The sequence below is a fragment of the Muribaculum sp. An289 genome, assembly GCF_002159555.1.
Lineage (GTDB): Bacteria > Bacteroidota > Bacteroidia > Bacteroidales > UBA932 > Merdivivens > Merdivivens faecigallinarum.
Window position 1 is genome coordinate 18,756 of record NZ_NFIV01000002.1, and the last position, 21,656, is coordinate 40,411.

Consider the following 21,656-nt stretch of genomic DNA (forward strand, 5'->3'; position numbering starts at 1 on the left):
AGTATGTGTTTTTATTTGAAAATCAGAAACTCAGGCTCAGTGTCAGCCGGAAATTCGTCCCTGGCATCGGGTACCATTTGACTACTTCGTACTGCTGGTCGAATATGTTGTTCACGTCCAGGGCGGCCCCGAGTTCCATCCCGTGCGGCAGGGAGAAGGTCTTGGCAAGCGAAAGATCGCTGGTATACCAAGGCTGGATATAATTCACCGGTATGTTCCCTCCCAACATCCATCTTTCTCCGGTATAGATGAAACTGTAGTTGAGGCTCCAGGTCCTGTATGTGCAGTTAAGCACCGCCGAACCGCTGTGTACCGGGACGTACGGAATCTGGTCTCCGTAATGGTCCTCCACTCCGGGCCCGAAGTCCCCGCCTTTCTTCTCTTCGGTAAAATCCTGGGCCTTCTGGAACGTGTACGAGAGCCTTGCCGTAATCCCTACTTCCCCGAATCTGAACGAAGGCGCCAGGCTTACGTCCACGCCACGTATTTCAACATATCCGAGGTTTACCATGGTCCAAACCAGCTGGTTGGAAGTCGGGGTGGCTATGATTTTGTCCTTCACTGTGTTGTAATACCCGTCCGCACTTGCTTCGATGCCGGCGAACACGCCTTTCGCGAAGCCCTTCCTGTATGCGATTCCCAAATCGTACTGGTCCGTGTATTCGGGCTTCAGGTTCCTGCTTCCCGCCTGGACGTAATAAAGGTCGTTGAATGTCGGCATCCGAAATATTTTCTTATAGAATGCCCTGAATGTCAGGTCCGTCTTTTTCCACGGCCTGTATGAAACCACTGCCGCAGGGGCGAAGATGTTCTTGTCTTTTGCCGGTTCTATGTCCTTGCGTTTGCCCATGTCGTGTACGTACGTGTAGAGCAGGCTTGCCTGCAAATCCAGTCCGCAGTCGAGGTTGAACGATGTCGCGAGCGCGGCAAGCCCGGTAATCCTCCGCGGCTGTATGAAGTTGGCATTGAACATGTCGCTTCCTTTCGCATCGAGGCTGTTCCATTGCAGGTCCGCTGAAATGTTGATATGCCAGAAGTAGAACGGGGAAAACAGGTGCGAGGTGGTAAAATACAGTTCCTGCTGCCAGTAGTGGTTGTCCATCGGCTGCACCGTGCTTTCCGGCGGCATTACGTAGTTCATGTAATCGTTGGAATACTTGGCCCTGAAGCGGTAGCTGTACGATTTGCTGACCGTCTGTGTCAGGGAAGATTGCAGGAAAATGTTCCTGTCCTTCTGCCTGTCTTCGTTCAGCAGCGATATTCCGTAGTCCTCCTTTACCGCCGCTCCCGGATAGCCCCTGTCCGAGTTGTAAAAATATATTTTCGCATCCCAGTCGCCTCCCCTGATTTTTCCGAATACGGCGGCTTCGGCCCTTATCGAGAACACGTCCCCGTTCCGCCGCACTTCGGTGGTGTCGTATCCGCCTCCGTCAGGTCCTGTCTTGCTGTAACGGAATTTATACCTTCCGGAAGTGTTCATCACTTCGGCGTTTACTGAAGTGCTTATGCTTTCACTGATTTTATGGTCCCAGGTGAACGAACCGTCTATGAGGTCGAAGGACCCTGTCCTTATCTTAAAATTGAAATTGTAGTTTTTGTCCGTGAAAACAGGCCGTCTGCTCGTCATGTAAAAGGCTGCCGCGGAAGCAAAATCCTTTGCCGACTGGAAAATGTCGCTCTTCTGTCCGTTATATACCGAAACGGCTTCCATGTTGTCCAAAGAAAATTTTCCGAGGTCTACCGTCCCGTTCTGTGCGTTCCCTATCTGTATCCCGTCATAGAAGACACCGACATGCTGGCTCCCGAGGCTTCTGACATTGATGGTCTTGAGGCCTCCGATGCCCCCGTAGTCCTTGATCTGCACTCCCGAAAAATATCTGAGGGCATCGGTGACTGAGTTGCTCCCGAGCCTTTTCAGCTGCTCTCCCCTCAAAGTCTGTGACGGGATTATTTCTGTTCTCCTGACGGCGGTCAATGTTGCCTGCCCTAAAGTGTCCGTCACGATTGCGAGGCTGTCGGGAAACGGATACTCCTGCATGCCGTCGTCAAGTGGCGCACGCATCGGGGCGGCTCCGGTGGCGGCCGCTGTCCAGAAAAATATGATTGCCGATAATAATACTGTCTTCTTCATTGCCATTATCCTTTCCCATTCTCCGCAGGAATCACGAAACCGTACATACGGTCTCTGAACAAACATGCAACGGCAGGTCTCCTGGCTCGTCCCGGCCGCAACGCCTTCCCATCGTTCTGACAGTGGCTGTCGAGTGTGCGGCCTTGCCCTTTTGCAGGGCGGGACTTACAGTAGCGGGAACTGCATCCGGATTTCACGGATTTCCCTTTTATTCGGCGACTCCGGCCGGAGCCTCCGAAACCGTTACGGTGGGCAAAGATATGCAAAAATGCAATAATGAACAAAAATTTCAAACGGCTTCTCAAAAGTCCGGAATAATTTCGCATATTTGCATGAATATTCCTTAATCGTGATTATTCCTTTTATTTTTATGATGATGAAGAACGGACATTTTTTGAAATTGCTGGATTTCACGCCTGAAGAAATCCTGCATTTGGTGGACCTGGCGGAGGCCTTCAAAAGGGACAAGGCCGCCGGTGTGATGCCTAAACATCTGGAAGGCAAGAATTTTGCCCTCATTTTCGAGAAAGATTCCACGAGGACCCGCTGTTCATTCGAAGTGGCGGCAAACGACCTCGGAGCACATACGACCTATCTCGGCCCTTCGGGTTCCCAGATAGGAAAGAAAGAGAGTATCCCGGATACGGCAAGGGTGCTCGGAAGCATGTATGACGGCATAGCTTACAGGGGTTTCGGCCAGGATAGGGTAGAGGCTCTGGCAAAATATGCCGGAGTGCCTGTCTGGAACGCGCTTACCAACGAATCGCATCCTACGCAGATTCTTGCGGATTTGCTGACGATGCGGGAGGCTTCCGGCCGGCAGTTCCGCGGGATGAAGTTCTGCTATCTCGGCGATGCCCGCTACAACATGGCCAATTCACTGATGGTCGGCATGGCCAAGATGGGGGTTGATTTCAGGATAGCGGCGCCGCAAGGTTTCTTCCCGGACAGCCGTCTTGTTGCGGAATGCCGCCGGATAGCTGACACCACCGGAGCGAGGATAACCGTAACGGACAATGTGGACGAGGCCGTGAAGGGCTGCGATTTCCTCTATACCGATGTCTGGGTGTCGATGGGAGAGCCGTGGGAGGCCTGGGAAGAGCGCATATCTCTGATGCTCCCTTATCAGGTCAATGCGGCCGTAATGTCGAAATGCCAGAATCCGGACGTCAAGTTCATGCACTGTCTTCCTGCATTCCACAATCTGGAAACCGAGACAGGAAGGAAGGTGTACGAACGCTTCGGCGTATCCGAGCTCGAAGTTACCGAAGAAGTATTCGAGAGTCCTGCCTCGATTGTATTCCAGGAAGCGGGAAACAGGATGCATACCATAAAGGCGGTGATGGCGGCCTCGATAGCCGGGTTATAGGAGAGGTCACAGTAATATTTTTACACATAATGAGGATGCCCGGTGTTTCGGGCATCCATTTTGTTCTATCGCACAGTCTATGGATTTCAAGATCAATTCAGCATACAAGCCTGCCGGAGACCAGCCCCAGGCAATCGAGCAGATAACAAGGCTCCTTGGGGACGGGGCCGATGCCGTTACCTTGCTCGGCGTTACCGGCTCGGGGAAGACCTTTACCATGGCCAATGTGATAGAGCGCATGAAAAGGCCGGCCCTCATCCTTAGCCACAACAAGACACTTGCAGCGCAGCTTTACGGCGAATTCAAGTCATTTTTCCCGGATAACGCCGTGGAATATTTTGTTTCATATTACGATTATTATCAGCCGGAAGCGTACATACCGACAACCGATACCTATATTGAAAAGGACCTCAGTATAAACGAGGAGATAGAGAAACTCCGCCTTTCCGCCACGTCCGCCCTGCTTTCCGGCCGCCGGGACGTGATTGTGATTTCGAGCGTGTCGTGCCTTTACGGCATAGGCAACCCGGAGGATTTCCATGCGCAGATGGTTTCCGTACGCAGGGGCGACAACATTTCACGCAACAAATTGCTGTATTCTTTGGTGGATGCACTTTACAGCCGTACCGAAGGCGAGTTTACGAGGGGAAGTTTCCGGGTGAAGGGCGATGTCGTGGATATTTTCCCGGCTTACGGCGACTATGCCTACAGGATCGAGTTTTTTGGGGACGAAGTCGAGGAAATCAGCATGATAGAGCCGGTCACTTCGATGAAAATCGATACCTTGGAGCAGGCCGTAATCTTTCCGGCAAACAATTTCGTGACTACCAAGGAACGTTCCATAAAGGCCGTATCCCAGATTCAGGATGACTTGCAGAAACGTTACGGATATTTTATGGAAATCGGAAAGTCGCATGAGGCCAACAGGCTGAAACAGAGGGTAGAATATGATTTGGAAATGATTAAGGAGATGGGCTATTGCCCGGGGATTGAAAATTATTCCCGCTATTTCGACGGACGTGCCGAAGGAATGCGTCCGTTCTGCCTCATAGACTATTTTCCCGACGATTTCCTTACATTCATAGATGAATCGCATGTCACCCTTCCGCAGATAAGGGCTATGTTCGGCGGTGACCATTCGCGCAAGAACATTCTCATCGATTACGGCTTCCGTCTCCCGGCCGCTGCCGATAACAGGCCGTTGAAGTTCGAGGAATTCGAGGAAATCACGGGTCAGACAATCTACGTCAGCGCGACTCCGGGGGATTATGAGCTGGAGAAAACCGGCGGTGTCATTGTCGAGCAGGTCGTAAGGCCTACCGGACTTCTCGACCCGCCGATAGAGGTAAGGCCGATTAAAAACCAGATTGACGACCTGATGGAAGAAATCCAGTTGCGCATGGAGAGGAACGAGCGCGTGCTTGTCACCACTCTGACGAAGAGGATGGCTGAAGAACTTGACAAATATCTGAACCGTGCGGGCGTGAGGTCGCGTTACATACACTCGGACGTGGATACTCTGGAAAGGGTGGAAATCATAGAGGACTTCAAGGCGGGCAGCTTTGACGTGCTTGTCGGGGTTAATCTCCTGAGGGAAGGCCTCGACATCCCTTCGGTATCGCTTGTGGCCATCCTCGATGCCGACAAGGAAGGCTTTCTGAGAAGCGGCCGCTCGCTGACACAGACGGCAGGCCGGGCGGCGAGGAATGTAAACGGCCTTGTAATAATGTATGCCGATACCATAACCGGTTCCATGAAGGAGACCATAGACGAGACTAACCGCCGCCGCGAGAAACAGCTGGCCTACAACAAAGAGCACGGCATTACGCCGAAGCAGGTCGAAACTAAGATGAATTCCCTTGTAGCCGCATCTTCTTCGAAGTCCCAGAGGGCCTACTGGCAACTTGACGAAGCACCTTCGCTTTTGAATGATCCGGTGCTGTCGAAAATGAGCCGTGCAGAACTGGAAGAGGCCGTACAGGCGGCAAAACAGAAAATGGAAGAGGCGGCCAAAAACCTCGATTTCGTCAGTGCGGCGAAATTCAGGGACGAGATGTGGAAAATCAAGGACATGATTAATTGATGCAGGAACGATGGACAGGAACGGTTTGAAACCCGTTTTTACGGAAGATTTTCAGGACGGCGAATTAGAGCTTGTCCTGAAGGCGTACGGAATGGCGGAAAAGGCCCTCGAAGGAATGAAAAGGGGAAATGACTCCCCTTTCATAGGCCATCCGTTAGGTGTGGCCGGGATAGTGTGCAACGAAATCGGCATGGGCGCCGACTGCGCTGCCGCCGTTTTCCTCCATGAAGCCACACGTTTTCATCCTGAAATCATCGAAAGTGATGATTTTCTTTCCTTTCCGCAGGATATACGCAACATAGCGGTGAGCCTGAACAGGATATCTGCCATAAAACCGAAGGATACGAGGCTTGAGGCGGATACGTACAGAAGGCTGATAATCAGTTATTCCCGTGACCCGAGGGTGACTTTGATAAAACTGGCGGACCGTCTGGAGGTAATGCGTAATATAAGGTTGCTTCCTAAGCAGTCCAGGGAACTCAAGGTCGTCGAGACCCAGCTGCTTTATGTCCCGATTGCACACCAGATAGGCCTTTATTCCCTGAAAGGCGAGATGGAAGACATATATCTCAAGTATACGGAACCTGAGGTTTACAACTCCATAACCAACAAGCTCCGCCTTACCGCCCGCGACCGCGAGGAGAGGATGAAAAGGTTCATAGGGCCTTTGGAAAGGAAACTCTCCGATGCGGGAATCCGTTACCAGCTGAAAGGGCGCACCAAAACCGCTTACTCGATATGGAGAAAGATGGTTACCCAGGAAGTGCCTTTTGAAAAAGTCTACGACGTATATGCGATACGTTTTATCATAGACTGCCCTCCGGACAGGGAGACGGAACATGCATTGTGCTGGAACGTGTTTTCTTACGTGACGAGCGAATACAAATACGATACCTCCAGGCTCCGGGACTGGCTGTCCAAACCGAAACCGAACGGTTACGAATCCCTCCATGTCACTATCGAATTCGATGACGGTGTCCCCCTCGAAGTCCAGATACGCACGCGCCGGATGGACATAGTTGCCGAATCCGGAGGGGCTTCCCACTGGTCGTACAAGGGCGTGAAGAAGGAAGAGTACATGCAGGAGTGGCTCGCTTCGGTGAAGAACGTGATGTCCCAGCAGGAGAGTTTTTCCTACGACAACATGCCGGACAATATAGGCAAGGACGTTTTCGTATATACTCCTTCCGGGGAACTCAAACGGCTGCCTTACGGGGCCACGCTTCTTGATTTCGCCTTCGCCATACATACCAACATAGGCTTGAAATGCAGCGGAGGGCTGGTAAACGGCAAACTTGTGCCTATCCGCGAAAAACTCCGTACGGGAGACATAGTGGAGGCCGTGACTAACAAGAACCAGAAGCCGAACATGGGGTGGCTCGATGCCGCCGTCACATCCAAGGCACGAACCAAAATCCGGCAGAAACTCGCTGAAGAAGAGTTCAAGAAGGCTTCGGAAGGCAAGGAACTGGTCGCAAGGAGGCTGAAAAACTGGAAGATGGAGATGTCCGATGAAGACCTCGGCGTACTGGCGAAAAGGTATTCGATGAAAAGCCTGAACGAGTTCTATTGCGCAGTCGCGGAAAATGCGATAGATGTCCTGGAAATCAAGGATTTCCTTTCGGACAAGGGCAAGGCGCGGGATTTTCAGGGCCAGAAACCGAAGGAGGAAAATGAGGAACCTCGCCAGGAAGGCAGGGAAACAAGGAACGACGTACTTGTAATCGGCGGAAATATCAATAATATAGGCTACCGTATGGCGAAATGCTGCAATCCGGTCTTCGGCGACGAGGTTTTCGGTTTCATTTCCGTCAGGGACGGGATAACCATTCACAGGCTTTCGTGCCCCAATGCGGCGCGGCTGATTGAAAAATACCCTTACAGGATACAGAGGGTGCGTTGGAGCAGCAATTCGTCATCCGCTTCGTTCCAGGTCACCCTGAGGGTGCTCTGCCGGGGCGAACGGCGTTTGGGTGCGCCCGTGATGGAGGCGGCTTCGCAGTACAAGGCATCCGTAAGGTCCATGATAATCAATGAACGCAATTCGCGCGACGTGACCCACGAAATCGAATTGAAACTGTCCGTGCCCAACAACCTTGAGCTGGACAAAGTGATTTCGGCCATAAGGAAAGTAAAAGATGTTACAAATGTTCTGAGGTAAGATGGATAACAGTGACTACATAATCATAAAAGGTGCGAGGGTAAACAACCTGAAGAATGTCGATGTGCGGATTCCCCGGGGAAAACTTACCGTGATAACCGGCATTTCCGGGTCCGGCAAGTCTTCTCTAGCCTTCGACACCCTCTTCGCCGAAGGCCAGAGGCGGTTTGCGGAGAGCCTTTCATCCTACGCACGCCAGTTTCTCGGCCGTATGTCAAAACCCGATGTGGATTCCATCGAAGGCATACCTCCGGCGATAGCCATAGAGCAGAAAGTAAACAGCCGCAATCCACGTTCCACGGTAGGAACGTCTACGGAGATATACGACCTTCTCCGTACCGTATACGCCAAGATAGGGCGTACCTATTCGCCAGTATCCGGAAAAGAGGTGAAGAAGGAAAATATTTCGGACATAGCTTCCTACGTATGTTCGGTCCCCGGTACCTATTATATTCTTTCCGATTTCGGCTGGGACAGGGACAGGGACAGGAGGGTGGAAATGCTTCTTGCCCTGAAGGAAGAAGGGTTTTCCCGTCTGTTGCGTGACGGGACCCCCGTGAGAATCGATGAAATGCTTTCGGAAGATTCCGTTTCGGAAAACAGTGAAACATATCTTTTGGTTGATAGGATGAAGTCCGTAGAGGGCAGCGCTTCCGACGATGAGTTCAGGGACAGGGTATACGATTCGGCGAGAACGGCTTTCGAAAAGGGAAACGGTCGGGTGAAAGTCGCAAAAGACGATGGAGGGAACATCGTTTATAAGGAATTTTCAAACCGTTTCGAGGCTGACGGAATCGAGTTCATGGAGCCGTCCGAACTGCTTTTCAGCTTCAACAACCCTATCGGCGCCTGTCCGGAATGCGGAGGCTTTGGGAAAGTCGAAGGCATCGATGAGGATCTGGTGATTCCCGACAAAAGCCTTTCGATATATGAAGGCGCGGTAGTCTGCTGGCGCGGAGAAGTGATGAAATATTTTTATGACAATTGCATCATGAATGCCGGAAACTACGGTCTGCCGATACATACGCCGTATTCCGAACTCACCCGCGCACAGCTCCGGGTCTTGTGGAAGGGCGAAGGTGAGCTGATTGGAATCGACGGATTTTTCAAATGGGTCGAAAGCAACCGTTACAAGATACAGTACAGATACATGCTGAGCCGTTTTACCGGACGTACCGTCTGCCCCGAATGCGAGGGGAGCAGGCTCAGGAAAGAGGCGCTTTACGTGCGGGTGGCCGGAAAGAACATCCATGAAATGCTTTCTATGGGCATAGGGGATTTATATGAGTTTCTGGAAAATGCCAGCTTCACCGATTATGAAAGGAAGGTGGCGGGCAAGGCCGTGGAAGAAATCCTGCACAGGCTTTCATATATAATAAAAGTCGGGCTTTCTTACCTCACCCTCGACCGTCTGAGCAATACCCTGTCGGGAGGAGAGAGCCAGCGTATAAACCTTGTCAGCGCGCTCGGAAGTTCGCTTGTGGGCTCCCTTTATGTCCTTGATGAACCGAGCATAGGCCTCCATCCCCGCGATACAGGAAGGCTCATCTCGGTATTGAAGGACTTGCGCGACCTTGGAAATACCGTCGTCGTCGTGGAGCATGACCGTGAAATCATCGAGGCGGCCGATTGTCTGATAGACATGGGCCCTTATGCGGGCGTATTCGGAGGGGAGGTGATGTATTCCGGCCCAATTCCAAGGAAATTCCCGGAAGACAGCGGGTCTTTGACCCTCGAATTCCTGTCCGGCCGCAGAAAGGTGGCATCGGACAGGGTGAAGCGCAATTGGGTGGAGTCGTTGAGGCTTACCGGCGTTTCGCACCACAATCTTAAAAACGTATCGGTGGATTTCCCTCTCGGCGTAATGACAGCGGTGACCGGTGTCAGCGGCAGCGGCAAGTCTTCCCTTGTGGGCGATGTGCTTTATCCCGCCCTGCTCAGGCATTTCAACCGCGTGACCGAAAAACCGGGAACTTTCAAGGAACTGAAGGGAGATTTGGCGGCCATAACGTCCGTCGAGTATATCGACCAGAACCCTATCGGGAAGAGTTCGCGCTCCAATGCGGTGACCTACCTTAAGATTTATGACGATATAAGAAAACTTTACGCTTCCCAGAAGTACGCGCGCCTCAACGGTTTCACCCCTTCGTATTTTTCTTTCAACGGAGGCGACGGGCGCTGTCCGGAGTGCCTCGGGGAGGGTGTCGTCCGTATCGGAATGCAGTTCATGGCCGATGTCACCATGGTTTGCGAGAGCTGCGGAGGAAAACGTTTCAAGCCGGAGATTTTAGAGGTAAAATATAAGGACAAATCCATCAACGAGATTCTCGACATGAGCGTTTCGGAAGCCATCGGCTTTTTTGCGGACAGCAGCGACCCTCTGTCGGTACGGATCGCCAAACGCCTTCAGCCTTTGGTAGACGTGGGGCTTTCCTATATCCGCCTCGGCCAGAGCAGCAGCACCCTTTCCGGAGGAGAAAGCCAGAGAGTGAAGCTTGCGGCCTTCCTTGCAGCCGGCGGATACTCGGAGGATGAAATGATTACGAGGGCGGGGACGAAACAGGAACGTATCCTGTTCATCTTCGACGAACCTACTACCGGCCTGCATTTTTATGATGTCGGAAAACTCCTCAATTCTTTCGATGCCCTGATGGAACGCGGACATTCGATACTTGTCGTAGAGCACAATCTTGATGTCATTTCCGCGGCTGACTGGGTCATAGACCTCGGCCCGGACGGCGGTGCGGCCGGAGGCGAGGTCGTCTTCGAGGGGAGGCCCGAGGATTTGCGCGGCAGGACGGACCTTTTCACTGGAGCCGCCCTTGCCGGTTATTATGAGGCCGAGCCAAAAGGGTAATTTCTGCGTTACGCTTGATTCGAAAATCCTCATGTACGACAGTACACTCCGGTTTTCTCATCTGCGCAAGCCTTGAATTTTCTCCTTTTGGTTCAGCCTCAATCTTCGACGGTGCTAACGGGTGAGCCTTTCGATGAACAGGTAGATGTATCTTGCCCGCATTGCAAGGGCTTTAGGGTCTACGATAGACATGTCGTCCGTAACCTTGTAGGTATGGTCGTTTATTCCTGATGTGAATAAAAGGGCGGCTATGCCTGCATCGGTAAAACTTGCCTGGTCCGACAGCCTCATGAACAGTTCCGTGAATTTTTCGCTTCCGTAATAGTCGTAGCCTATTTTCAGTTCCGGCATCAGGTATTTTTCCGTAACGGCGAGTATGTTCTGCCCGTATTCATCGAGATTTTCGCTTCCGAGCACCATCAGATATTCCCTGTGGCGGGAGTCGATGGGTTCGAGGATGGAACCTACCTGGTCTATGTTGGCTGCGAAGGCTATTTCGTCCGGTCTGATTCTTTTTCCGGTCGCCGGGTCAGTTATCCCGTTTTCGGAAAGCAGGCTGTCTACGAAGGCCCGTGAGCCGGCCATGCTGTATTCTTTCGCATCGAAGGCTATGAATATTACGGAGCGGCTTGCCGTATCCATTAGGAAGCGGTTCATGGCGAATTGTCTTGCCATGTATCCGAGGGCGGCGATTCCCGAGGCGTTGTCATCGGCTCCTGGATAGACCTTGTCGTAAAGTTTTCCGAGGTGGTCGTAATGGGCGCATACTATGATGTAAGGCTTTTCGTATTTTCCGTGGTTGTTCCCGGGGATTATGCCGGCCATGTTTCTTCCAGTTATTTCACCCGAGGATGTCCGTACCTTGAAGGCCTGCGAGTAACCCTCACTGAACAGTGGCAGCAGGGATGTCCCTTCGAAAATACCTTTTATATATGCTGCCGCCTCGAATGAGCCTCCCGTCCCGGCTGAGCGGCCCTCGCAGATATCCGAAGAGAGGAATTCCACGGTATTCATGATGTCCCAGTTGTGCGGCGGCCTGGCCGGTACTTCCCGGTTTTCCGGTTCCGGTTTTTCTCCCTGCATGGCCGGCAGGGGCTGTCCCCATATTGCCATGAGGATTATGATTGAAAGTGCGGCAAAACAAATCTTGTATTTATCCATGAGGTAACTCCGCAATAAAAATGCGGACAAAGATAAATAAAAGCGGAAAGCAGAGCAAACAAACTTGGATTCCGCCGTTTTTCACCCCATAGCCATCTTGCTTGTTTTGGGTGTGTTGATAATCAGTGTGTTATGGAAATGCGGGCTGGCTTTGGGTGCTTTTTGAGATACCCAAGCGCAGGTGTGATTTTTGTAAAGGGTTGGTTATTAATGTGTTGCAAAAATGATAGATGGCTATGAGGTGAAAAATTTGCCGGCAAAATCCGATTCATACCTACTTCCTCGGTGTTTCTGGCCTCCCGAAAAAGTGATTTCCAAAGTCTGTTAACGATAAAATCGTTATTTTTGCAGTCCGGCATCATTTATGGTGTACCGGACTGTCATGTAAATATGCTGTCATGCCAAGGATAAAGGGATGTTTTTTTGCGGCCTTTGCCGTTTTCATGCTCGTCTGCACCGACGTTTTCGGGCAGTACGACATAGACCGTTTTTATATAAGGGGCAGGCAGGCTCTCATCGAAGGAAAATATTCTTCAGCCATAGAAAATTTCAATATTCTGGCACGGTTGGATCCGTCCGGATACGAGACTTATTTTTTCAGAGGGATAGCAAAATACAATCTTGGGGATTTCCGCGGTGCTTTGGATGATTTCGACAAGGCGGTGGAAATCAATCCTGTATATACGGACGCCTACCATTATCGCGGGATAACCCTCAGCCGTATAGGAAAATACGACGAGGCCCTCGAAGACATGGACGAGGCCATATCGCTCAGGCCGGATTTCGTCCCGCTGTATTTCAGCCGCGGGGTGATATATTTCCTTTCGCGCCAGTTCGAAAAGGCGGTAGGGGATTTCGACCGTTTCATCATAAGGGAGCCGGAGGAATCCACGGCCTATCTGAACAGGGGGGCCACCTATCTTTTCCTCGGGGACACGCTCGATGCGCTGAACGATTACAACAAGGCGATAAAACTGAACAGGTTCGACCCGGAGGGTTATATAAGGAGGGGACGCCTGTATGCGATGTCAGGAAATCTGACGGACGCGCTGGCCGACATGGACAAGGCGATAGTATTGGATACGTCCAACACTTTCGCATATTTCAACAGGGCGATTCTAAGGTATGACAGCAATGATATCGCCGGGGCCATGGCAGATTTGAACCGGGTATTGGAGGATGAGCCGGGAAATGCCCTTACGCTTTACAACCGGGCTTTGATAAGGGCGCAGATGACCGATTACGAAGGAGCGCTTGAAGATTTCGACAGGGTCATAAACATCAATCCGCGCAATGTGCTGGCCTATTTCAACAGAGCTTCCATTTTTATCGAGATGGGCAGGTATTGGGATGCCGTATACGATTACGACAAAGCGATAGAACTGTATCCCGATTTTGCGAAGGCCTACATGAACCGGTCCTATCTCAAGAACCTCATGGGCTTTCCTGACGAATCCAAGAAGGATTACGAGACGGCCCAGCGGAAGATACGGGAGTATCAGCAGAAGGTAAGTACGGCGGAAGGGGCTTCGGCCTTTGCCGATACTGCAAAGCAGTTCAGTTCCCTGCTTACTCTCGATGCCGAATTTGCCCAGAAGGATTTCAATGACGAGCTTTTGCAATACAGGGATGTGGATGTCCGCCTGCGTTCCATGTATAAGGTCGTGGCGGGAAGCAAGGCCCCATGGTCCCGTCTGGACAAGGGTTATGAGAATCCGACGGTCGATTCCCTCCTTTCATTGCTTGCTTTCGATGCCGTTGTCTCCAATGAGGACCGTTCCGGCGGCAAGAACAATCCGGAATATTCGGATTTCATAGCGGCCATAAGCAGGGATCTTTCGGACAATCCGGACGAAAGGACATTGGAACTGTTCGCAAAGGGAATACTCGAATCGGCTGAAAGCCGTTTCAGCGCGGCTATGGATGACTACGGTTCGGCAATATCCGCTTCAGGGGAGAGCCCTCTGCTGGCACTGATCTATATGAACAGGGGAGTCCTTCAGGCCGACATGATAGATTTCATATCGTCCATGCAGCACAATGTACAGGTGCTTACGCTTGACAACAGGGGAAGCACTACGACGGCAAGGGTGCAGGAGCAGTCCATGAACCGGTACGACTACAGTGAGGCGATAGGGGATATGATAAAGGCTTCGATGCTCTATCCGGAGTACCCTTATGTCTACTTCAATCTCGGGAATCTGTTCACGCTTTCTTCCGAGCATACAGAGGCGATAAAGAACTATACGAAGGCCATCGAGCTCTTCCCTTATTTCGGTGACGCTTATTTCAACAGGGGACTTGTGCTGATATACCTGCGTGACAAGGAAAAAGGATGCATAGACCTCTCCAAGGCAGGCGAACTCGGTGTCGATGATGCCTACAGCGTAATCAACCAATACTGCGAAGAGGATAACGGAGGCCTATAGCCATCCGTCAGGGGAAGCGTCGCTCGGCATCCTCCAGTCTCCGCGCGGAGACAGTGCCACGGAGCCCACTTTCGGCGAATCCGGAGCGCAGTTCCTCTTGAACTGCTGGGTGAAGAACCTTTTCATGAAAAGGCGGAGCCATTTTCCGATGGCGGCTTCATCGTATTTTCCCGAAAACGCATGGCTTGCCGTGAAAAGTATCTTTTCCGGCGTTTCGCACAGGCGGATGAAATGGTAGAGGAAGAAATCGTGCAATTCGTAAGGACCGATGAGTTCTTCGGTCTTCTGGTTGATTTCCCCATTGCCGTCTGCCGGAAGCAGTTCCGGGCTTATCGGGGTGTCTATGATGTCGTAAATGATTTCCTTTATGTTTTTTCCGTCACGGAGCGAGGCAGCGGCGGCGCATGCATTGTTGTCGGCAATCCATTTTACGAGATGGATTACCAGCGTTTTAGGGATGCCTCCGTTCATGTTGTACATGGACATGTGGTCCCCGTTGTATGTACACCATCCCAAGGCTGCTTCGGACAGGTCTCCCGTACCTATGACGATTCCGCCGGTAAGGTTGGCCGTGTCCATGAGTATCTGTGTCCTTTCACGTGCCTGGGCGTTTTCGTATGCCGCCCCTCTGTAATCGCTATCGAGGCCTATGTCTGAAAAATGCTGCCTTACTGCCTGTGAAATAGGTATTTCCCTTGAAGTGATGCCTAAGGCTTCCATCAGGTCAGAGGCATTGTTCCTGGTGCGCCCGCTCGTCCCGAGGCCCGGCATCGTGATGCCTATTATCTCTTTTCTGTCCTTGCCGAGATAGTCGTAGGTGAGGACCGTGGTCAGAAGCGCGAGGGTGCTGTCCAATCCTCCGGATATCCCGATTACGGCGGTCTTCGACTTGATTCTTTCGATTCTTGTCGCAAGCCCGGCTATCTGTATGCGGATGATTTCCTCCATCCTTTTGTCCCTGTCCGGTCCGGACGGTATGAAAGGATGGCGCGGTATGTCTCTTGAAAGTCTTTTCGGGTAGACCGGTTCCCCGAGGTCGATGATGTCTATTTTCCCTATGGTGTCCTGGGGGAGGGTGTCGCTTCCCGGGAAAGTGCCCGTCTTCCTCCTCATTGCGGACAGCAGACCGAGGTCGATATCGGCGTATGTGATAGTCCCGTCCTTTTCGAAGCGTTTTCCTTCGGCCAGTATCCTTCCGTTTTCCGCTATTGCCGTATCTCCGGCGAATACGAGGTCCGAGGTCGACTCCCCGAAGCCAGAGGAGGCGTAAATGTATGATGATATGCATCTGCCCGACTGATGGGAAATCAGCTGCATTCTTTCGTCATGTTTTCCGGCGAGTTCGTCGCTGGCCGACAGATTGACTATTATGTTGGCCCCTGCCATGCATAATATGGTGGACGGAGGAAGGGCGGTCCAGATGTCTTCACAAATTTCCACTCCTAACACGGCCTTGCCGAGGCGGAAAAGTTTTTTAGCCCCGAACGGGATGCCCTTCTGTCCGGCGAATGATATGGTGTCGTCTATGCCGCTTCCGCTGCAAAACCATCTGTTTTCATAGAATTCGGCATAATTGGGTATATGGCTTTTCGGTACGATTCCGGCTATGTTTCCGTTGTGGATTACCGCGGCACAGTTCAGAAGCCTGTCCCCGTAGGCTACGGGAAGCCCGATTACGGCTACGGTTTTCGTTCCGGCTGTAGCCGCCGCTATGCGCCTTACTGCATTTTCGGCCGATTTCAGGAGCTTTTCCTGATAAAACAGGTCGCCGCAGGTGTATCCTGTGACTGACAGTTCCGGAAATACCGCGATTGCGGCTTCCGCTTCCGCCGCCTTGCCTATGTATTCTATGATATGGCCGGCATTGCCCATGCAGTCGCCGAGCTCTACCTTGGGTGCGGCAGCGGCCACCCTCAGATAGCCGAAATCCTTAAAGTTCATCAAAATTCACATCGGTAAAGTTGTTCTTCCCCTCGTATTCTTCCTGGACCGGACTGATTTTGCGGATATATTCGATGGTTTCCTCGAGTCCCTGGGCGAACTTGTCGAAGTCTTCCTTGTACAGGAATATTTTGTGCTTGTCGTAGGCTGCCTTGCCGTCGAATTCCTGCCTGCGTTTGCTTTCGGTAATGGTTATATAGTAATCGTTACCCTTAGTGGCTTTGACATCAAAGAAATAAGTGCGCTTTCCCGCCCTGATCGGCTTTGAGAAAATATCGTCGCTGTTGCGTTCAGCAGTTCCTCTGTTATCGATATCGTCGAAATACATTTTACAAAAAAATTAATCAAATCTTCGCGAAGTTAAATATTTTCTTGATAAGAGTACTATATTTGCAAAAATTTATTTGACAAGAAATGCTAAACAGACGTATTTTACGCGTTAAAGCGTTCAAAGTGTTATACGGCAATGTGTATTCTGGCGCGGGATCCATCGTGGCGGCCGAGAAGGAATTGCTTCTTTCATGTGAAAAATGTAGGGATCTATATCTGTTCATGCTCAATCTTGCAAGGGCCCTGAAGGCGGCTGAAGGCGAGTCGATAGCCAAAAGGAAAAACAAGTTTTTCCCTACGGAAGAGGACCTGAATCCCAATATGAAATTTTTCGAAAACGCCGTACCGGGGATACTTGCGGCCAATGCGGATTTCGTGAAGCAGTGCGAAAAGAAGAAATTGCTTTGGAACGAGCATGACGCCTTTGTGCGGCATTTGCTGAAAGCGGTCTATTCCAGAGAATATTTTCAGAAATACATGGAGAACGGGGAGCGTTCCCTCGCCGACGACTGCGCCCTTTTCGTGAAGATTTATGAAAACGAGCTTGAGGACAACGAGGAGCTGGAGCAGATTATCGATGACATGTCCATATACTGGATGGACGATCTCGGCTATGTCCTCAATTATATAGTCAAGACGTTGAAAACCGTGAAAAAAGACGGCGTGTTCACGATTCCGGCTCTGTTCCAGAGCGATATGGAGGAGAAAGGGGCGGATGTCGAAGACGACAGGAAATATGTGATAAAACTGTTGGATTATGCCATGGCCAATTATGACAGGCTGTTCAGGCAGATAACCGAAAGTACGAAGAACTGGGATTCCGACAGGCTCGTTTCCACGGATGCCGCCCTCATCGTACTGGGACTGTCCGAGGCCATCGCCTTTCCGAGCATCCCTGTCAAGGTGACCATAAACGAATATGTGGAGATTTCCAAGTATTACAGCACGGCCAACAGCAGGGTATTCGTGAACGGGCTTTTGGACCGGCTGATACAGAAGGGTCTGGAAGACGGGACCATAGTAAAGAGCGGGAAGGGTCTGCTATGAATTGTAAGAATCAATTATTAATAACATTTTACTAATTTTTTTGATATGAATTTTTTAACATTACTCGATGCATCTGCTGGTCAGGCAGCGAACAGTGCCGGTGGCGGCAGCGGATGGATGTCCATAGCGATGATCGTCCTGATTTTCGTCGTCATGTATTTTTTCATGATACGTCCGCAGCAGAAAAAGCAGAAAGAACTCAACCAGTTCCGCGCCTCTTTGAAGAAAGGGGACAAGATTGTCACTGTCGGCGGCATATACGGAGTCGTATGTGAGGTCAAGGACGACAAGCTCGTCGTGGAAATTGACAACAATGTGAAGATTCTTGTTGACAAATCGGCAGTCGTAAAGGATATGGCCGATACTCAAAGATAATTTTCGCGGATGTTCAGGAATCTCGTCAGAAGATTCAAAAACAGAGCGGGGAGGGATTGGCAGATTTTGTTGGTATCCCTCCTCTTGGCCTTTTTTGTCTGGCTCATCTATACGCTTTCGGGAGAGTATTCCGCTTTCCTTGAGTATGAGCTTGTGGCGACCTCCGAGATAAACGGCCATTCGGACAGGTCGTCGACGTCGGCTACCATGATTATAAGGGGGAAGGCGAACGGTTTCTACATCATCCGCAGGCGGATATACAAATCCGTGCCTATGGAGATAAATGTAGCTCCCGAGCTGTGGAAAAAATCCGATACGGATGACGAGCTGTTCTATCTGACGGAGGATGCCATGAGGGAACTCATGCCTTCGATAGGCCTACAGAATGTAGGTCTCGAATATTTTGTGACGAGCAGGCTCGAATTCCGTTTTACCAAGGAACAGTACAAGAAGGTCCCTGTCGTTCCAAATGCCGTAGTCGAATGCCGGCCGCAATACATGCAGATAGGTGATATTACTGTGGAGCCGGATTCGGTCCTCGTTTACGGAACCGTTTCCGACCTGTCGAGAATCAATTATGTGCATACCGAGACCGTCTATGCTGAAGACCTTGACGGGGACAAGGACGGGGTGGTTTCGCTTATGACACCTCCGGGGCTCAGGCTTTCCGAAAAAATGGTGCATTATACCGTCTCGGTGTCCCGTTATGTGGAAATGAAGTCGACCGTGAACTTATCGGTAGTCAATCTGCCGGCAGGGGAGAGGGCGATCCTTTTGCCTTCACGCGTTACGATCATTTACCGTGTGCCTTTCCCGTACCAGAATGCGGATGAGACGGGTTTTACAGCAGGAATCGACTATAACGACATATCGAGGATGAACGGAATGGAGATGCCGGTGCGGCTTTTCTCGTCCCCGCGCGGAATCCTGTCCTACCGTTTCCAGCCTCCTGTCGTAGATTTTATCGAACATGAATGATGATTGTCGTCCCTGTCCAGTCCTTGCCGTCACAGGCGGCATAGGGGCGGGAAAAAGTTACGTCTGCAATATTTTCTCATCTTTGTACGGAATCCCTGTGTATGATTCCGATTCGCATGCGAAGTCTTTATACGATACCGATTCCATCCTGCTTTCGAGAGTAAGGAAAATCGCCGGCGACGATATCGTTTCGTCCGATGGAAAACTGTTGCGCGGGGTTCTTGCCGGCAGGATTTTCAATGACAGGGAGATGCTGGCCGCCGTCGAGGCAGAGGTTTTTCCTGCCGTCATGCGTGATTTCGCCCGCTGGAAACTCAGGGCCGTCAGTCCTTCGGACGGGGGTGGGGGTGTCCGTCCTCCGTTCGTCATAATCGAGTCCGCCATTTTCCTTGCAAAGCCCGTCCTGTACCCTATGGCCGACAGGGTGCTTTACATCGATGCTCCTGTAGAACTGAGGATAGAAAGGGTCATGCGGCGGGACAACGCTTCCCGTGATGCCGTGCTTTCGCGGATTTCAAGCCAGCCTCCGGTAGATATGACTCTGGCTTCATGGATTATCGATACCTCTTCGGACCGTCTTTCCATTGAAAAGAAAATTGCCGGAATAGTTTCGGAACTATCCGGCAATCAGCTATCTTACAATCTGTTACAATAAGTCGTCCCTGTTCATGGAATTGAGGAACTCTTCGTTGGTCCTTGTCGGCTCCATGTAGCGGATGAGGTTTTCGATGGCCTCTACCGATGTCATGTCCGCAAGGTGGTTTCTCAGAATCCATATCTTGTTGAGGTATTCCGGACTGTAAAGCAGGTCGTCCCTCCTTGTGCTGCTGAGGGTGACATCGACTGCCGGGAATATCCTCTTGTTGGATATCTTCCTGTCAAGCTGGAGTTCGAGGTTGCCGGTGCCCTTGAATTCCTCGAATATGACGTCATCCATCTTGGAGCCCGTGTCCGTAAGGGCGGTTGCGAGGATGGTCAGGGAACCTCCGTTTTCGATGTTGCGGGCCGCACCGAAGAAACGTTTCGGTTTGTGTAGGGCGTTTGCGTCCACACCTCCCGACAGCACTTTTCCTGAAGCCGGCTGTACGGTGTTGAATGCGCGTGCGAGCCTTGTTATCGAATCGAGGAAGATAACGACATCGTGTTTGCATTCGACAAGGCGCTTAGCCTTTTCGAGTACCATATTGGCCACCTTGACGTGTTTTTCCGCCGGTTCGTCGAAAGTGGAGGCTATGACTTCCGCCTTTACGCTCCTTGCCATGTCGGTTACTTCTTCAGGCCTTTCGTCGATAAGGAGCACTATCATGTATACTTCCGGATGATTGTCCGCTATTGCATTGGCTATTGCCTTAAGCAGCATGGTCTTACCCGTTTTCGGCTGTGCCACTATCAGTCCCCTCTGTCCTTTGCCGATAGGGGTGAAGAGGTCTACGATACGGCATGACATGTTGTTGTGCCCGTTCTTGACTATCTCGAATTTCTCATTAGGGAAGAGCGGTGTCAGAAAATCGAACGGAACCCTGTCGCGTATGTATTCAGGCGTGCAGCCGTTTATGGAAATGATTCGTACGAGAGGAAAATATTTGTCTCCTTCCTTCGGAGGCCGGATTTCTCCCGTTACGGTATCTCCCGTCTTGAGGGCGAATGATTTTATCTGCGACTGCGATACGTATATGTCGTCGGGTGAGTTGAGATAATTGTAGTCCGACGAGCGGAGGAAACCGTAGCCGTCAGGCATTATTTCGAGGACTCCGGTGGCTTCCACGATGCCTTCATAATCGATTCTTGCCTGTTGCTGTACCGGCTGGGACTGTTGCTGCACCGCCGGCTGTTGTACCGGTTGCTGCGACTGCTGTGGCTGCTGGACGGTCTGCTGTGGCATGTCCTGCTGTTGTGGCTGGAACGGTTGTGCGGAAGTCCTGTCGTCACCGGTGTTGCGCGGCTGGTATCTGTTAGGGATGACAGGCTCGTATATTACATTGCTGTTGGGATCCTGCACCCTTCCTACACTGACGTTTATGCGCTGGCGTTTCTTTCTTGGCTGGAACTGGTTTTCGGGCCTGCCGTCCGTTCCAGCGCCGGTCATCCCGTTTTCCTGGACGGATACGGGCTCCTGTACCGGGCCGGATTCAGCTTCATGCTTTTCCTCCACATTCGTTTCCTGTGCAGGTGCCGGGATGTTCTCCTGGCTCTTAGGAGGCCTTCCACGTCTCTTCTTGTTCTGTTGTTTCGGGTCGGCAACCGGTTGTTTTACGGAGACTTCCGCGGTTTCGCCGGCCGTCTCTGCTACGTTGTCCCTTTCCTTTCCCTGCAGCATATTGTCGTTTTCCTGCGCCTGCCGGTTCTGGCTGCCCGGCCTGCGCCCTCTTCTCTTTTTGGCCGTCTCGGAATTGTCCGTACTTGCAGATGCAGTGTCCTTTTCCGCTCCGGTTTCGACGGCTGCGGTCTTCTTTTTGGCAGGCCGTCCCCTCTTTGCCGGAACTTCTTTGACTGCATTGTCAAGAGCCATCTGATCCAGAATCTTATAAACCAATTCTTCCTTATCCATCTTCTTCGCCTTGGCGATGTTTAACCCCTCTGCGATTCCAATCAGTTCTTCGAGGCTTTTTTCTCTTAATTCAAAAATTTTGTACATTTATGAAAAAGCTGTAAGTAATTAATGAAATTCAGGATTGACTAACATTGAGAATAATGGCAGAAATCCTTTCCCGTTTTCTAAAACTGTTCTGCAAAAATAGCAAATTAGTACATATAAACAAAAAAAATCGGCGTTTTAAGGCCCTGGAGGGGCAAA

General features: G+C 51.2%; 14 protein-coding genes and 1 riboswitch. Of the genes, 9 read left to right on the top strand and 5 right to left on the bottom strand.

Features of this window, described 5'->3' with window-relative positions:
• Nucleotides 1-22 precede the first annotated feature (22 nt).
• Nucleotides 23-2,131 carry a TonB-dependent receptor gene (locus B5F83_RS01630; RefSeq protein ID WP_239383795.1) on the bottom strand — a complete coding sequence of 703 codons (2,109 nt, stop codon included), beginning with the start codon at nt 2,129-2,131 and terminating at the stop codon, nt 23-25.
• A 53-nt stretch (nt 2,132-2,184) separates the two neighbouring features.
• A riboswitch (cobalamin riboswitch) is annotated at nt 2,185-2,391 on the bottom strand.
• Between the two features lie 104 nt (nt 2,392-2,495).
• Between B5F83_RS01630 and argF the strand changes: the two genes are divergently transcribed.
• The 4 genes from argF (at nt 2,496) to uvrA (ending at nt 10,601) form a co-directional block, all read left to right on the top strand.
• A complete protein-coding gene (argF, locus tag B5F83_RS01635) occupies nt 2,496-3,500 on the top strand; it encodes an ornithine carbamoyltransferase (RefSeq protein WP_087275540.1) in 1,005 nt (334 codons plus the stop codon).
• A 79-nt stretch (nt 3,501-3,579) separates the two neighbouring features.
• Nucleotides 3,580-5,583, top strand: a complete 2,004-nt coding sequence (uvrB, locus tag B5F83_RS01640) for an excinuclease ABC subunit UvrB (protein WP_087275372.1) — start codon at nt 3,580-3,582, stop codon at nt 5,581-5,583.
• A 10-nt stretch (nt 5,584-5,593) separates the two neighbouring features.
• Complete coding sequence (locus B5F83_RS01645; RefSeq protein ID WP_087275369.1) at nt 5,594-7,744, top strand: HD domain-containing protein; 2,151 nt, start codon at nt 5,594-5,596, stop codon at nt 7,742-7,744.
• 1 nt (nt 7,745) lies between these two features.
• A complete protein-coding gene (uvrA, locus tag B5F83_RS01650) occupies nt 7,746-10,601 on the top strand; it encodes an excinuclease ABC subunit UvrA (protein WP_087275367.1) in 2,856 nt (951 codons plus the stop codon).
• A 114-nt stretch (nt 10,602-10,715) separates the two neighbouring features.
• Here uvrA and B5F83_RS01655 read toward each other — a convergent pair whose 3' ends face one another.
• On the bottom strand, nt 10,716-11,762 hold the full coding sequence (locus B5F83_RS01655) for a M28 family peptidase (protein WP_087275365.1): 1,047 nt from the start codon (nt 11,760-11,762) through the stop codon (nt 10,716-10,718).
• A gap of 398 nt (nt 11,763-12,160) precedes the next feature.
• On the opposite strand from B5F83_RS01655, the gene B5F83_RS01660 reads away from it, so the two are divergent.
• A complete protein-coding gene (locus tag B5F83_RS01660; protein WP_087275363.1) occupies nt 12,161-14,191 on the top strand; it encodes a tetratricopeptide repeat protein in 2,031 nt (676 codons plus the stop codon).
• On the opposite strand, the gene B5F83_RS01665 is transcribed toward B5F83_RS01660, so the two are convergent.
• Both B5F83_RS01665 and B5F83_RS01670 read right to left on the bottom strand, forming a co-directional pair.
• Nucleotides 14,186-16,132: an NAD(+) synthase gene (locus B5F83_RS01665; protein ID WP_087275362.1), complete on the bottom strand. Its 1,947-nt coding sequence runs from the start codon at nt 16,130-16,132 to the stop codon at nt 14,186-14,188. The two genes, B5F83_RS01660 and B5F83_RS01665, sit on opposite strands and share 6 nt — an antisense overlap.
• Nucleotides 16,122-16,460: a DUF3276 family protein gene (locus B5F83_RS01670; protein WP_087275360.1), complete on the bottom strand. Its 339-nt coding sequence runs from the start codon at nt 16,458-16,460 to the stop codon at nt 16,122-16,124. Before B5F83_RS01670 ends, B5F83_RS01665 begins: the two co-directional genes overlap by 11 nt.
• Before the next feature lie 86 nt (nt 16,461-16,546).
• Between B5F83_RS01670 and B5F83_RS01675 the strand changes: the two genes are divergently transcribed.
• From B5F83_RS01675 to coaE, 4 genes are read left to right on the top strand one after another with little or no spacing between them, the layout of a single operon-like run.
• A complete protein-coding gene (locus B5F83_RS01675) occupies nt 16,547-17,509 on the top strand; it encodes a transcription antitermination protein NusB (protein WP_087275359.1) in 963 nt (320 codons plus the stop codon).
• Between the two features lie 45 nt (nt 17,510-17,554).
• Nucleotides 17,555-17,884, top strand: a complete 330-nt coding sequence (yajC, locus tag B5F83_RS01680) for a preprotein translocase subunit YajC (RefSeq protein WP_087275357.1) — start codon at nt 17,555-17,557, stop codon at nt 17,882-17,884.
• A gap of 9 nt (nt 17,885-17,893) precedes the next feature.
• Nucleotides 17,894-18,862, top strand: coding sequence for a YbbR-like domain-containing protein (locus B5F83_RS01685; protein ID WP_087275355.1), 969 nt, complete (start codon nt 17,894-17,896; stop codon nt 18,860-18,862).
• Nucleotides 18,855-19,517 (top strand): dephospho-CoA kinase, encoded by a 663-nt coding sequence (gene coaE / locus B5F83_RS01690; protein WP_087275353.1) that lies wholly within the window; start codon nt 18,855-18,857, stop codon nt 19,515-19,517. The genes B5F83_RS01685 and coaE overlap by 8 nt, the downstream gene beginning before the upstream one ends.
• On the opposite strand, the gene rho is transcribed toward coaE, so the two are convergent.
• Nucleotides 19,509-21,497 (bottom strand): transcription termination factor Rho, encoded by a 1,989-nt coding sequence (gene rho / locus B5F83_RS01695; protein ID WP_087275351.1) that lies wholly within the window; start codon nt 21,495-21,497, stop codon nt 19,509-19,511. The two genes, coaE and rho, sit on opposite strands and share 9 nt — an antisense overlap.
• Between the last annotated feature and the right edge of the window lie 159 nt (nt 21,498-21,656).

Excerpts from the sequence above, each read along its gene's own strand:
- B5F83_RS01630 (WP_239383795.1), bottom strand. The coding sequence starts at position 2,131 with ATGAAGAAGACAGTATTATTATCGGCAATCATATTTTTCTGGACAGCG.
- uvrB (WP_087275372.1), top strand. The coding sequence starts at position 3,580 with ATGGATTTCAAGATCAATTCAGCATACAAGCCTGCCGGAGACCAGCCC.
- B5F83_RS01645 (WP_087275369.1), top strand. The coding sequence starts at position 5,594 with ATGGACAGGAACGGTTTGAAACCCGTTTTTACGGAAGATTTTCAGGAC.
- uvrA (WP_087275367.1), top strand. The coding sequence starts at position 7,746 with ATGGATAACAGTGACTACATAATCATAAAAGGTGCGAGGGTAAACAAC.
- B5F83_RS01655 (WP_087275365.1), bottom strand. The coding sequence starts at position 11,762 with ATGGATAAATACAAGATTTGTTTTGCCGCACTTTCAATCATAATCCTC.
- B5F83_RS01660 (WP_087275363.1), top strand. The coding sequence starts at position 12,161 with ATGCCAAGGATAAAGGGATGTTTTTTTGCGGCCTTTGCCGTTTTCATG.
- B5F83_RS01665 (WP_087275362.1), bottom strand. The coding sequence starts at position 16,132 with ATGAACTTTAAGGATTTCGGCTATCTGAGGGTGGCCGCTGCCGCACCC.
- B5F83_RS01670 (WP_087275360.1), bottom strand. The coding sequence starts at position 16,460 with ATGTATTTCGACGATATCGATAACAGAGGAACTGCTGAACGCAACAGC.
- B5F83_RS01675 (WP_087275359.1), top strand. The coding sequence starts at position 16,547 with ATGCTAAACAGACGTATTTTACGCGTTAAAGCGTTCAAAGTGTTATAC.
- yajC (WP_087275357.1), top strand. The coding sequence starts at position 17,555 with ATGAATTTTTTAACATTACTCGATGCATCTGCTGGTCAGGCAGCGAAC.
- B5F83_RS01685 (WP_087275355.1), top strand. The coding sequence starts at position 17,894 with ATGTTCAGGAATCTCGTCAGAAGATTCAAAAACAGAGCGGGGAGGGAT.
- coaE (WP_087275353.1), top strand. The coding sequence starts at position 18,855 with ATGAATGATGATTGTCGTCCCTGTCCAGTCCTTGCCGTCACAGGCGGC.
- rho (WP_087275351.1), bottom strand. The coding sequence starts at position 21,497 with ATGTACAAAATTTTTGAATTAAGAGAAAAAAGCCTCGAAGAACTGATT.